Raw genomic sequence first — 13,715 nt, 5'->3', positions numbered from 1 at the left:
TGCGCCCTTAGGTCGTGGGGGTTCCGAACGGATCATCAAGCCGCTCGGCTGGGGGCACAAACCAGCGTGGGCCGGATTGTGTCATATAAACAATATCTTCCAGCCGCACACCGCATTCGCCGTAAACACACAGCATGGGTTCGATGGAAAAGCACATACCAGCCGCCAGGACTGTGTCATTGCCGCCCACGATGTAGGGGGCCTCGTGAATGTCGAGACCAAGGCCATGTCCAGTGCGGTGTGGCAGGCCGGGAACCTGATAGCCGGGACCGAAACCTGCATCCATCAGCACGCGGCGCGCAGCATCATCGACGGCGCCACAGGTGGTGCCGATCTGTGCCGCAGCAAAGGCGGCTGTTTGCGCCTGACGCTCCAACTCCCACAACTGGCGTTGCCGTGGGGTTGCGGTGCCGAACACATAGGTGCGGGTGATGTCAGAAGCATAGCCGTGCAGGGTGCCGCCCATATCAAACAACACCATATCGCCCTGTTGCAGAATTTGCGGCTCGGGCTCGCCATGCGGATAGGCCGTGGCCTCGCCGAACTGCGCGGCGGCAAACAGCGGTTTCAGGCCGAGGGCGGTATGGGCGGCCAGAATGAAGTCGGTGACTTCAGTGGTGGAAATACCGGCGCGCAAACCGGCATGAACGGCCTTTTGCACGGCGAAGCTGGCATCCATTGCGGTTTGCATCAGGGCGATTTCGGCGGCGGATTTACACTGGCGTTGTGCCTCGATCATGGCTTGTGCCGAGACTACCGGGCCATCAACCTGCGCCATCAAGGCTGCGGCAAACACAAATGGCGTGGCCGGATCAAGCGCCAAGCCAGCGCCCGGTGCGGCCATCGCCCGCAGTTCTGCGGCAATCAGGGCATAGGGGTTTTCGTGCTCTTCCCATGCTGCAACCGCACCATCCAACCGCAACATACTGCGCAGTTTGGGCACCTCAAACTGCGGTGAGACATAAATCAGTCCGCCCGCAGATGGCACCAGCGCACCATGTATCCGCTCTGACAGGCCAATGCGCAAACCGGTGTAATAGGTCAGCGATGACGAGGCATCCAGCCAGACCGCCTTGACCCCATTGCGCTGCATCCGCGCCTGAAGCCCCGCCACACGCACCTGCAACTCTGCCGCTGCTATCGGTGCGGCTTGAACGGGGCGGAAGTTGGCGAGGGCTGTCGCAAAATCGGTCATGCACGGTCCATTGTCTGTTTGCGACGCAGTTGGGGGCAAGCAATGCCAGACCAGCGCAAAGCGCGGTCACAGGCGGCGTGCCAAGCTCCCCATCGACACGCTTTTGCACCTAACCCAGATTGGATCCGATATACAATATGAAAGTTCTTCCCGATTTGATGGCGAGTGGATAGACCAATCAGCAAATGCGGGGGGGCACAATGGCGCTGAAGGGTGTGGACGTATCCAAGATGGTGTCGGCGGGTGGACTGGTCTTTGAGGCGTTGCGCCGCGCGATCATCGAGGGTGAGTTGAAAGACGGCGATCCGCTGCGTCAGGATGAAATCGCAAAGCTGTTTCACACCAGCCGAATCCCCGTGCGCGAAGCGATCACCATGCTGGAACAACAGGGTTTGGTGAAGAACCATCGCTTCAAGGGCGCGGTCGTGGTGGGATTGTCGATTGCCGAGGCCTGCGAGATTTTCGATTTCCGCTGCGTGGTTGATGCACATGTGATCCGGGCGGCGGTGCCGCATATGACCCCCGCTTTGATCGCCGAGGCCCGCGCGATTTGCGACAGCTTTGCCAGCTCTACCGATCCGATGCGGTGGGGCGATTTGAACCGGGCTTTTCATATCACGCTGTATCAGGCCAGCAATTTGCCGTTCCATCTGGCCACTCTTTCCAATGCGATGGACCGTCTGGACCGCTACTTGCGCGCGCAGTTGTTGTTGACGGATGGTCACGCCCGGTCAAACGCCGAGCATCTGGGTATTCTGGAGGCTTGCGCCCGTGGCGACGCCGACGCCGCAGCCGATCTGACCGTCGCGCATATCCGCAGCGCACAGCATGCCTTGCAGCAGCATTTGGCGAAGATTCAGGCGAAGTTCGGTATCGTCGAAACCGCCTAGCCACCGCAGTTTCGTGGCCGCTGTCGGGCAAGCGGGCGGGCGCTGTGGTATTCGCCAGACTGGTCCGGTATGTGATATTCATAGTGCATTGAAATAAATAAGTTTTGTCGTTCGTTACGGAACAGGCGCTTCTGCAATTTTCCGTCGCTTATGCTGGCTGGCTTGTCTGGCTTATGGAAAAATATTATGAGAACAAAGTAAGAACAAATGGGGTGATTCCACGTGTTACATTCTGGAGGGCTGCTCTGAACATGACGCGCGCTCTGCCATCAGCGTCGGGCACACGGCGGTCAGGGGTGACTCTGGCCGAGGTTTTTCCTGCGATCGGGGCAGATGCGGCAGCTGCTGGGTTTGTTATCTCTCAGCTTGGTCGTTGTGATGGAGCGGTGCTTTGGATTCAGGATCGTCTTGCACAGCGTGAAACCGGGCGGCCCTATCTGCCCAGGCTGACAGGCTTGGGGCCGCTGATCCTGATGCAGCTTTCGCGGCCAGCAGATGTGATGATTGCGGCCGAGGAGGGGTTGCGGTGCCGAGAGCTGGCGGCGGTGATTGTCGAAGTGCGGGGTGATCCTGCAGTGCTGAACTTTACTGCGATGAAGCGGTTGGCGCTGCGTGCCGAGGCAACTGCTGTTCCGTGCTGGCTGATCCGACAAGCAGCCGCTGCAAACCTGAGTGCGGCGCGGGATCGCTGGCGGGTTGCCACGCTGCCCTCTGCCACAAATCCAGATGATCCACGCGCATCCGGCGCGCCACGGTGGCAGGTCGAATTGTTCCGATCACGCGATAAAAGGTCAGGCACATGGGTCATGCATCATGATGGCAGCACGGCGGATCGTTTCTATCTGGCTGCCGAACTTCGCGATGGAACGGTGGCAGAAGGCACAGCTTCGCTTGGGCAACGCTCTGCCGGATGATCTGGAGCAAGTCCTGGCTGTCGAGGGAAAGCATGGACCAGTGGTTTATGCGCTGAACCGCGCAGCACGTCTGTCAGGGGTCACAATCGGCGCGCGCATGGCAGACATGCGGGCGCTTTGCCCCAATCTGCATGTGGATTTCGCTGATACAGAAGGGGACAAAGCGGCGCTTGATCGGCTTGCGTTATGGGCACGGCGCTGGTGCCCTTGGACGATTGCGGATGACTGGGCCGCGGGGGCAAGCAGCCACGGCTTGATCCTGGATACGACTGGCTCTGATCATATCTGGGGTGGTGAGGCTGCGATGCTTGCAGAGATGGAGGCCAATCTGTCGGGCGTGGGGCTTTCATCCTGCTTGGCACTTGCGCCGACATGGGGGGCTGCATGGGCGCATGCGCGGTTTGGATCGGCCCGTACAATCAATGCCGATCCTGCTGCGCTGCCGGTGGCGGCGCTGCGGCTGGATGGCGAAACGGTGCTTTTGCTCAACAGACTTGGCTTGCGCACCATCGGTCAGCTGAGCAGCTTGCCGCGCCTGTCTTTGGCCCGTCGATTTTCGCGTGCCGCCTTGGTGCAGAATCCGTTGATCCGACTGGATCAGTTGACTGGGCATCTGCCCGAGCCGGTTTCGCCACCCGAAGACCCAGTGCATTTTCGGGCTGATGTCCGGCTGGCTGAGCCAATTCTTGATCCGACCCATCACCTGCCTGCGCTGTGCACGGCGCTTTGCGACCAGTTCATCAAGATGCATAAGGCTGCGCGGCGGTTGTTGCTGACCGTTTATCGCACCGATGGCACAATCAGCACTCTTGACGTCGCTTGTGCGTCGCCCAGTCGCGAGCCTGCCCATCTGATCTTTCTGTTCCGTGATCGGTTGGAGAAAATAGATCCCGGCTATGGATTTGACCTGATCTCGTTGGAAGCGACAGTCACAGAAACGCTGGACCCCAGGCAGGTCAATCTGGAAGGCAGCACCGATGCTGGCTTGGAATTGGCGCAACTGATTGACAGGTTGACCGCGCGTTTTGGCGCCAAGGCGCTGATGGAACTGCAACCAGTTGCCAGCCACATCCCCGAGCGCGCTGAAATTCGTGCTGCTCCGCTGAACCCGCAGCCAGAACGCACTGCACCCAGCACATATATCCGGGCCGATCGCCCGCAACGTCTGTTGCAGCACCCCGAAGAGATCAGCGTGCTTTATGCCATGCCAGAGGGTCCGCCTGCACAGTTTCAATGGAGACGCCGCAGCTATCGCGTGGCGCGCTATCAGGGGCCGGAGCGCATCGCGCCCGAATGGTGGCAAGACCGTCCGGGCACGCGTCTGCGGGATTATTTCAAAGTCGAGGATGATGCAGGCCATCGGCTTTGGATCTACCGTGAGGGGCTTCATGGTGACGGTCGTGGCGGTATCCCCCGCTGGTTCATGCATGGAATGTTCTTCTGATGCCTGACAACGACAACCGCCCCATTCGCAAAACACTGACAGGGGATTTTTCGCCCAATCCGCCTGCCGTTTATGTGGAACTGGGCATCACCACCCCATTCTCTTTTCTGCAGGGCGCGTCAGACGCCAGCGAATTGGCGGCCGCGGCGCACGCGCTTGGGTATGATGCAATTGGTGTGGCCGATTTGAACACGATGGCAGGCGTGGTGCGTGTTCACGCTCAGGCGGTGAAGGCCAGCTTGCGTCCGGTGATTGGCTGCCGATTGCGTTTGATCAGCGGAGAGGAGTTTCTGGCCTATCCCAGTGACCGCGCTGCTTATGGTCGGCTCTGCCGTCTTTTGACCAAGGGTAAACGGCAAGATGCTGAGGGGCGCTGGCAGGCGAAAGCTGCCTGTGACATTTCCCTTGATGATCTTGCCGCCCATGCGGAGGGTGTTCAGCTTATCGTTTTGCCAGATGCGGCGCTGCCCCGCCGCCTGCCCACATTGGTGCGGCGTTTGCCAAGCCTGCGGCACATCGCCGTCAGTTATCTTTATCGGGGCGACGACCGGGCCAGAATCAACAGCCTTGACCGGTTGGCAAAAACCCATGGGCTTGCGATCCTTGCCACCAATGATGTGCAATACCACGCGCCTGACCGCCGCCCCTTGCGCGATGTGATGACCTGCATTCGTGCAAAAACCACCATTCATCAGGCAGGCTTCCTGCTGGATGCCAATGCGGAACGCCATCTCAAATCGCCTACAGAAATGGCACGTCTGTTTGCTGACTGGCCCCATGCCATTCATGCCACACGCCATGTTGCCGATGCCTGCAACTTTGATCTGCGGCAGTTAAAGTACAATTACCCAAAAGAAGGCCTGCCCGCTGGTGCCACACCGCAAAGCCATCTGGAAACCCTTACATGGCAAGGGGCTGCCCACCGTTACCCCAGTGGAATACCGGATAAGGTTCATGCCATATTGTTGAAAGAGCTGGATATTATCAAAATCAAAGATATCCCGCAGTATTTTCTGACAGTGCATGAAATTGTGCTTTGGGCACGCGAGCAGGGTATTCTGTGCCAAGGCCGGGGATCTGCCGCCAATTCAGCGGTCTGCTATGTTCTGGGCATCACCTCGGTTGATCCGGCCGAGCAGGAATTGCTGTTTGAGCGCTTCATCAGCGTTGATCGCGACGAGCCGCCGGATATCGACGTGGATTTCGAACACGAGCGGCGCGAAGAGGTGATCCAGCACATCTATGAAAAATACGGCCGTCAACACGCCGGGCTTTGCGCCACCGTCATCCATTATCGCCCACGCTCTGCCATCCGCGACGTTGGCAAGGCAATGGGCCTGTCCGAAGACGTCACGGCGGCGCTGGCGAAAACGGTATGGGGCAGTTGGGGCACCAGCATGGGTGAGGCAAACTCGACCGAGGCCGGGGTGGATGTGAGTGATCCTCTGATGTCACGCACGCTGCGTCTTGCCGAGCAAATGATCGGCATGCCCCGCCATCTTTCCCAGCATGTTGGCGGATTTATCCTGACCGAGGATTTGTTGCTTGAAACCGTGCCCATTGGCAATGCGGCTATGCCCGAACGCAGTTTTATCGAATGGGACAAGGACGATATCGACGTGCTTGGCATCCTGAAGATTGATGTGCTGGCGCTGGGGATGCTGACTTGCATCCGCAAGTGCTTTGAGTTGCTGAAAGCGCATTACGGCGTCGAAAAGACCTTGGCCACGATCGAGCAAGACGACCAAGACACCTACGACATGCTGTGCCGTGGCGACAGTATCGGGGTGTTTCAAGTGGAAAGCCGGGCGCAGATGAACATGCTGCCACGGTTAAGACCGCAAGAGTTTTATGATCTGGTGATCGAGGTCGCCATCGTGCGTCCTGGCCCCATTCAGGGCGATATGGTGCATCCCTATCTGCGCCGCCGCAGTGGTGCCGAGGCTGTGGTCTATCCAACTCCCGGCCCCGGACACCCGCAGGACGAACTTGAGAAAATTCTGAAGCGAACCCTTGGCGTGCCGATCTTTCAAGAACAGGCCATGAAAATCGCCATGGATGCGGCAAAGTTTTCGTCGGAAGAAGCCAATCAACTTCGCCGTGCCATGGCAACGTTCAGATCGCGCGGCACCATTGAGCAATTGGAAAGCCTGATGGTCAGCAGAATGGTGGGTCGTGGTTACGATCCAGATTTCGCGCAACGTTGTTTTAATCAGATCAAGGGCTTTGGCGACTATGGTTTTCCCGAAAGCCACGCCGTCAGCTTTGCGCTGTTGGTCTATGTGTCATCCTGGCTGAAATGCCATTATCCGGCGGCCTTTGCCTGTGCGTTGCTGAATTCACAGCCTATGGGATTCTATGCCCCTGCCCAAATCGTGCGCGATGCCCGCGAACACGGGGTGGAGTTGCGCAACGCCGATGTGAATTTCAGCGAATGGGACAACACGCTGGAACCTGCGGGTAACAACTTTGCGCTGCGTCTGGGGCTGTGCCAGATCGAGGGCATAACGCGCAACGGGGCGGAATTGTTGTTGCAAGAGCGCACTGCGCCGTTTGAAAGTCTGGCAGATCTTGCAGCACGGGCCGGGCTGAACGGCCGCACGATCCGCAGTTTGGCGGCTGCAGATGCTTTCCGATCCATGGGGCTCGACCGTCGCGCTGCATTGTGGGATGCAAAGGCGCTGCACGACGCGCCCGATCTGCCCTTGTTTCAAGCTGGGCCAGATGAGGGCGCAGAGCCTTTGATCAGCCTTCCGCAAATGCCATTGTGCGAGCAGGTGGTGGCCGATTATCAAACGCTGCGGTTGTCCCTGAAGGCGCATCCCATGGCTTTTCTGCGCAGTAGTATGACGCAGCAAGGTTTTGTCTGTGCAGAAGACCTGCAACGCCTCTCAAACGGGAGCCGCGTGAAGTTGGCAGGGCTGGTGTTGGTGCGCCAAAGGCCGGGCAGTGCCAAAGGTGTTTGTTTTATCACGTTGGAAGATGAAACCGGCGTCGCCAATCTGGTTGTCTGGCCCAAAGTGATGGCGGCCTTTCGCAAGGTCATCATGACAGCCAGACTGATGCAACTGACTGGCCGTCTGCAACGCGATTCCGTCTCTGGTGTCACCCATATCGTCGTCGAGAGTTTGCAAGATCGCAGTGACGTTTTGCTGCGACTATCTGACAGAAACCTTGTGCCACAGCTTTCGCGCGCCGACGAAGTGAAAAACCCAATCCCTGCCCCGACCCACCGCCATCCGCGCAATGCGCGTATCATACCCGGCTCGAGAGATTTTCACTGACAGAGCGCATATATCGCCACGTCAAGGCGATGAAGATTTCGCGATCAAAAATGCAAATTCGGCATAATGCAAAGTTGATGGATTGTTGGATTGGTCTGCAGATCAAAGGTGCACGAAGATTCAGGGATAGGAACTCCTTGGAATGCCAGGATAGTGTTGGCCGTCATTGCAGTGCCTGCAACTTCATACAAATCGTCTGGAAAACGATCTGAAACGGTCTGTTTGTCGGCTGTGACTGCCAGATTGCAAGCTTCACTTTCGCCAACGCTGCAAGCAATAATCTGCCTGAGATCAGCATCATTTTGCGTCCGTTAGAAAGACCATCTGAACATGAACGCCCCCAAGCCGGTTACCGCCTTTGGCCCTGATTTTCCATTCGCTTATGACGATTGGTTGACCCATCCGGCCGGACTTGGCCAGATACCGGCTGCGCGTCACGGCGAGTCAGTCGCGATCATCGGCGCTGGCGCATCGGGCATTATCGCTGCGCATGAACTGATGAAGATGGGCTTGCGACCGATCATCTACGAATCCGGCAAATTCGGCGGTCGCCTGCGGTCAGAGATTTTTGAAGGCACCGAAGATGTGATTGCAGAGTTAGGTGGGATGCGCTTTCCCGTCTCGTCGCGGGCGTTTTATCACTATGTCGATCTGGTTGGGCTGGAAAGCCGCCCTTTTCCCAATCCACTGACGCCAACAGCAGGCTCGACGGTCATTGATCTAGAGGGCACCACGCATTTCGCGCGCGAACTGGAGGACCTGCCAACGATCTACAAAGAGGTTGCGGTGGCCTATCGTGCCTCTCTGGAGGAACATAGTGATTTCAGCGCCTTGACCCAAGCCGTTCGTGATCGGGACCCGGCCCGGCTGAAGGCGTTGTGGGACCCGCTTGTCGCGAAATGGGATGAGCGGACTTTCTATGATTTCATCGTCTCCTCCAGCGCCTTTCAGGCTCTCAGCTTCCGCCACCGCGAGGTGTTTGGGCAGGTGGGATTTGGCACTGGCGGCTGGGACAGCGATTTCCCCAATTCGATGCTGGAAATACTGCGCGTTAATTTGCTGGAGTTAGATGATCACCAGCGTTTTATCGTCGGCGGCGCAGAGAACGTTTTGCAGCGCCTCTGGCGTCAGCCGGCGGCCTGCGCGCATTGGCCCGAGGGCACGACGCTAGCCGGTCTGAACGGTGGGGCAACAATGGGGCGCGCAGTGCGCATCGCGCGCAATGACAACGGCAGTCTGGCTGTCACCGATAGTTGGGGCGTGACGCGAGACTATGCGGCGGTGCTTGCCACTTGCCAAAGCCATTTGCTGACGACTTCGGTTGCGGTCGACGAATCCCTGTTCGCGCAAAAGCTATGGATGGCGCTGGACCGTACCCGCTATATGCAGGCGGCAAAGACCTTCGTCATGGTTGACCGGCCATTCTGGAACGATCCGGGCCCTGACGGGCGACCGCTGCTGTCTATGACGTTAACCGACAGGATGACGCGCGGCACCTATTTCTTTGACAACGGGCCAGACAAACCTGCCGTCATCTGTTTGTCCTATAGCTGGATGACCGACGCGCTGAAGGTCTTGCCCTATGGCCCTGAAAAACGGGTGGAGCTGGCACTCGCGGCGTTGGAGCGGGTTTATCCCGGTGTCGATATCCGCAGTCATATCCGTGGCAATCCGATTTGCGTCAGTTGGGAGGCAGATGAGAATTTCCTTGGTGGTTTCAAAGGCGCGTTGCCCGGCCACTATAGATACAATCATCGCATGTACGGCCACTTCTTCCAGCGCGACATGCCGCACGAACAGCGTGGCATATTTTTGGCCGGCGATGGCATTAGCTGGACCCCTGCTTGGGTCGAGGGGGCGGTTCAGACTGCACTCAATGCGGTGTGGGGGGTGATGACCCATTTGGGAGGCTCAAGTCCCGCAGAGAACCCTGGGCCAGGCGATCTTTGGACCAAACTCAGCCCACTGTCTTTGCCAGATTGATTGATAGACAGGAGATGCCGCAGTTCGCTACCGGTCCGTTGCTCACGTAATGTGCAACAAAAGAGCTGAGCCATGGGCACAGTTGGGACGGATGAATTTCGCAGATTTGCGAAGCAGATTATCCTGACCAGCGGGTCTCTCGGTATAAGCCTGCAGATGACTTGGGGGTCGGCTTGTTTACGCTTAACGAGTAGTGAACTTGCAACGCGGCCGGCCTGCCAGTGTGCGAGATCGAAGCGGACATTGCGGCGATCCTGCGCGATCGACTCATGAAACCGGCGATTGTGCCCGGAGTTGTCGAAGACGTCGCCGCCTCTGGCATTGCTGCGCTGCAGTTCCGATTGCAGATCACCACAACAGACTGTGGTGCTGATAAACTGCCTAATGGTGGCTGCGCCTTCGCAGTCTCATGGCGGTCGGCACATGGATAAGGCGCGGAATTTACGAACGAATACGATCAAAAAATGTATTAAAATAATGGCTTATGTAGTGGCGGAAGCGGTGGGATTCGAACCCACGGTACGGTTCCCCGCACGCTAGTTTTCAAGACTAGAGCCTTAAACCACTCGGCCACACTTCCGTCTTAGGGGTGCTCGCGATTTTCTCCACCGCTTTGGCATCCCCTTCACGCGGCTGATAGCATTGTCTGGCAGGAATTCAAGCAGCAAGACGTTGCGCGGCGCTCGTTCACGGGATTCCCACGTTTTCGTGCCTGTTGGAAACATGGCCTTGCGATCGCGTTGAAGAGGTTCATGTTGGGGCAACACGCTGTGGTACGGTTTAGATGGTGGCTGTTTTGTGTGGAAGAACGGGGGCATCGCGGTGATCTGGCTGGCTTCGCATCTTGTTGTTGTCTGCGGTGTTGTGTTGGTCGCTCTGGCCATGCTGTTCGTGCTGCAACAGCGGCGCTCGCCGCAATCGGCGGCGGCTTGGTTGCTGTTCATGCTGTTGCTGCCCTACGTGGCAATCCCTCTGTTTTTGGCTTTGGGCTTTCGCAAACAGGGCCCGCGTTTTCCGCCTATCCGGTTCAGCCCGATCATCAATCCTGCACCTTCGCCGCATCCGATGTCGGAATTCCTGCATGCTTTTGGTCTTCCCGGGGCGTCACAGGGCAATCAACTGACCTTGCATCCCACGCCGGCAGACGCACGCGCCGCGCTGTTTCGCACCATTGCGCGGGCGAAGGACCGACTGGATATCACGTTCTATCTGCTGGCTGACGATGCCTCTGGCCGGGCCTTTGTCGATGCGCTTATCAAAAAGGCCCAAGCTGGTGTTGCGGTGCGGCTGATCCTTGATCGGTTGGGGGCTTTGCACCGGCCAAAGGCGGCCTTGGCGCGGCTGACGGCGTCAGGGGGCGAGGTGCGGTATTTCTCGCCGTTTCTGCACCGTGTCAGCAACGGCCATCTCAATCTGCGCAACCATCGCAAGATGGTGATCGCTGATCTGACCGAGGTTTGGGCGGGTGGGCGCAACATCGGGGACGAGTATCTGGCGGAAGGTCAGTCTTGGATTGACCTGAGCTTTGATCTGCGAGGTCCGGCCGTGCAAACCTACATCGACGTGTTTTCGGCTGATTGGCAGGTTGTGGGGCCAGCGCATGGTGCATTGGTGGCGCAAGTCACCCCATCGGGCACTGTCAGCGCGCAGTTGGTGCCGTCTGGGCCGGATACCTGCGATGATCCGCTGCATGATGCGCTGGTCTGTGCCATCCACCGGGCCGAGCGCGCGATCTGGCTGACCACCCCGTATTTTCTGCCCACCGAGGCCTTGCTGCAGGCCTTGGCGACGGCAGCACGCCGTGGGGTCGACGTGCGGATCATGTTGCCGCAAAAGTCAAACCAATGGGTCGCTGACCTTGCGCGCGGGGCCTATCTGCGCGAACTGCACGCAGCGGGATGTGTCATCCTGCGGCTGCGTCAGGGGATGTTGCACGCCAAGGCCGGGATCATCGACGATTTCGCCTGGGTCGGTTCTGCAAATTTCGATGTGCGGTCGATGCTGCTGAACTTTGAATCGGCCTTGATGCTCTATGATGCTGAATCCGTTACACGATTGCGCGATTTGTTTCGCACGTTGGAGCCGTCCTGCGCGCTGGGGATTATCACACCGAGCCTGACCCGTCGCTGTGCCGAGGGCTTTTTCCGGCTAGGAGCGCCGATCTTATGAGTGAGATTCATTTGCGCATTGCGACCTACAATATCCGTAAGGCGCTAGGCAATGATCGCCGTCGTGACCCTGCGCGCACACTGCGGGTGATTGAGGCATTGGATGCAGATATTGTGCTGTTGCAAGAGGCCGATATGCGGCTGGGGTTGCGGCCACCGGCGTTACCGCCTTCGTTGTTTGACAGTAGTCCGCTGCAATACATTCCTTTCGCGCATGGGCGAGACAGCCTTGGCTGGCATGGCAACGCTATTCTGATCCGCGACGGTATCGAGGTCTTGGCAGTTCGTCACACCGATCTGCCTGGGCTGGAACCGCGCGGCGCGGTGTTGGCAGATTTGCGGTTTGATGGGCAGTTGCTTCGGGTCATAGGCACGCATCTTGGCCTGATGCGCGCATCGCGTCGCAGGCAGCTAGCGGCACTGCGCGCTTTTGCGGATCAAGCACAGGCCAAGGCTTGCGTGGTCGCGGGGGATTTCAATGAATGGTCGGGCCTGTCGCATCTGGCGGGGCTAGGGACAGAGTATCGCGTTCTGCCCAGCCCACCCACCTTTCACGCCCGCAAACCCGTGGCCGCACTAGACCGCATCGCGGTGAGTGATGCTTTCACCCTGCGCGACATTCAGGCCGTCATGACGCCCGAGGCCAGACGCGCCTCGGACCACTTGCCGCTTGTCGCCGATCTGACCTTGAAAGGAGCCTGAACATGGCCCGCACACATACAAAACCTGACCGGGGTGCCAACGAAGATGTGGCACTTGTGCTGCAAGGCGGTGGTGCTTTGGGCGCTTATCAGGCCGGGGCATATGAAGGTCTGATCAAGCAAGCCCGACATGTTTCATGGGTGGCGGGTATTTCGATTGGCGCGATCAATGCGGCAATCATCGCAGGCAATGCGCCGCATCAACGCCTTGAAAGGCTGCGCACATTCTGGGAGCAAGTTAGTTCGAAATCTCTGCCTGCCACCATTTTTGACGGGATCTGGGCGCGGACCTTCCTGAACCAGTTCAGTGCTTCGACGACCACGCTGGTCGGCGTGCCGGGGTTTTTCGATCTGCGCATCCCACCTGCGGCGCTGATGCCCCCCGGCACTGTCGGCGCAAGCAGCTACTACGACACCGCCCCGCTGCGCACGACTTTGGAGCGCTTGGTCGATTTTGATTTGCTGAACAGTGGTGACATCCGCCTCAGCCTTGGCGCGGTCAATGTCGAAACCGGAAATCTGACGTGGTTCGATACCGCCAACCAGCGCATTGGCCCGGAACATATCATGGCTTCGGGTGCTTTGCCGCCGGGTTTCCCGGCCGTCGAGATCGAGGGCGCTTATTACTGGGATGGTGGCCTCGTTTCGAACACGCCGCTGCAATACATCATGGATGAACAGAAATCGCAGTCCGATCTCTGTGTCTTTCAGGTGGATCTGTTCAATGCGCGAGGTGTTTTGCCGGCATCGGTCTGGCAAAGCGAGGCGCGCGAAAAGGAGATCCGGTGTTCCAGCCGCACGCGGTTTAACACGGATATGATGCGCCGCCTGCATGACACGAGCGCCGCCGCCCGTCGTCTGTATGACAAACTGCCAGCCGCGATGAAATCCGACCCGGATGCTCTGGCGCTTCTGAAGGGCGCGGCGGATCCGCATATCACCATCGCCCATCTGATCTATCGCCCGACGAAATACGAGGGCGGCTCAATGGATTATGAATTTTCGCGCAGCTCGATGCTGGATCATTGGCACGCCGGAAAAGCTGATGCCGAACATACTGTCAATCACCCCGATTGGAAAAACCGCCAGCGTTCAACCGAATGCGTGCAGGTGTTTGATTTGTCCAATCACTAACA

9 protein-coding genes and 1 tRNA gene are annotated in these 13,715 nt (G+C 58.3%); 8 read left to right on the top strand and 2 right to left on the bottom strand.

From position 1 onward, the window contains the following. Positions 1–7 precede the first annotated feature (7 nt). Positions 8–1,195, bottom strand: coding sequence for a M24 family metallopeptidase (locus ACFOGH_RS13395; RefSeq protein WP_380073571.1), 1,188 nt, complete (start codon positions 1,193–1,195; stop codon positions 8–10). Positions 1,196–1,395: 200 nt separating this feature from the next. Between ACFOGH_RS13395 and ACFOGH_RS13390 the strand changes: the two genes are divergently transcribed. The 5 genes from ACFOGH_RS13390 to ACFOGH_RS13370 all read left to right on the top strand — a co-directional run bounded on the left by ACFOGH_RS13390 (position 1,396) and on the right by ACFOGH_RS13370 (position 9,710). Then, on the top strand, positions 1,396–2,085 hold the full coding sequence (locus ACFOGH_RS13390; protein ID WP_380073570.1) for a GntR family transcriptional regulator: 690 nt from the start codon (positions 1,396–1,398) through the stop codon (positions 2,083–2,085). Positions 2,086–2,471: 386 nt separating this feature from the next. Continuing rightward, the gene (locus ACFOGH_RS13385) at positions 2,472–2,999 is read left to right on the top strand and encodes a hypothetical protein (protein WP_380073569.1); all 528 of its coding nucleotides are present in this window, start codon (positions 2,472–2,474) and stop codon (positions 2,997–2,999) included. Beyond that, entirely contained in the window at positions 2,899–4,443 is a 1,545-nt protein-coding gene (locus tag ACFOGH_RS13380; RefSeq protein WP_380073568.1) for a Y-family DNA polymerase, read from the top strand. Before ACFOGH_RS13385 ends, ACFOGH_RS13380 begins: the two co-directional genes overlap by 101 nt. Beyond that, positions 4,443–7,727 (top strand): error-prone DNA polymerase, encoded by a 3,285-nt coding sequence (locus ACFOGH_RS13375; protein ID WP_380073567.1) that lies wholly within the window; start codon positions 4,443–4,445, stop codon positions 7,725–7,727. The genes ACFOGH_RS13380 and ACFOGH_RS13375 overlap by 1 nt, the downstream gene beginning before the upstream one ends. Before the next feature lie 330 nt (positions 7,728–8,057). Continuing rightward, positions 8,058–9,710 carry a flavin monoamine oxidase family protein gene (locus tag ACFOGH_RS13370; protein WP_380073566.1) on the top strand — a complete coding sequence of 551 codons (1,653 nt, stop codon included), beginning with the start codon at positions 8,058–8,060 and terminating at the stop codon, positions 9,708–9,710. A 490-nt stretch (positions 9,711–10,200) separates the two neighbouring features. Here the strand turns inward: ACFOGH_RS13370 and ACFOGH_RS13365 are convergent. Further along, positions 10,201–10,290: transfer RNA gene (locus ACFOGH_RS13365), tRNA-Ser, on the bottom strand. A gap of 218 nt (positions 10,291–10,508) precedes the next feature. Between ACFOGH_RS13365 and ACFOGH_RS13360 the strand changes: the two genes are divergently transcribed. From ACFOGH_RS13360 to ACFOGH_RS13350, 3 genes are read left to right on the top strand one after another with little or no spacing between them, the layout of a single operon-like run. Beyond that, complete coding sequence (locus ACFOGH_RS13360) at positions 10,509–11,879, top strand: phospholipase D-like domain-containing protein (RefSeq protein WP_380073565.1); 1,371 nt, start codon at positions 10,509–10,511, stop codon at positions 11,877–11,879. Next, positions 11,876–12,580 carry an endonuclease/exonuclease/phosphatase family protein gene (locus ACFOGH_RS13355; protein WP_380073564.1) on the top strand — a complete coding sequence of 235 codons (705 nt, stop codon included), beginning with the start codon at positions 11,876–11,878 and terminating at the stop codon, positions 12,578–12,580. The genes ACFOGH_RS13360 and ACFOGH_RS13355 overlap by 4 nt, the downstream gene beginning before the upstream one ends. Before the next feature lie 2 nt (positions 12,581–12,582). Beyond that, a complete protein-coding gene (locus ACFOGH_RS13350; RefSeq protein ID WP_380073563.1) occupies positions 12,583–13,713 on the top strand; it encodes a DUF3734 domain-containing protein in 1,131 nt (376 codons plus the stop codon). Positions 13,714–13,715: the final 2 nt, after the last annotated feature.

It is taken from the genome of Cypionkella sinensis, assembly GCF_042646385.1.
Taxonomy (GTDB): Bacteria; Pseudomonadota; Alphaproteobacteria; order Rhodobacterales; family Rhodobacteraceae; genus Cypionkella; species Cypionkella sinensis.
The sequence above is the reverse complement of the archived record's forward strand: the minus strand, read 5'-3'. Positions and strand labels throughout refer to the sequence as shown.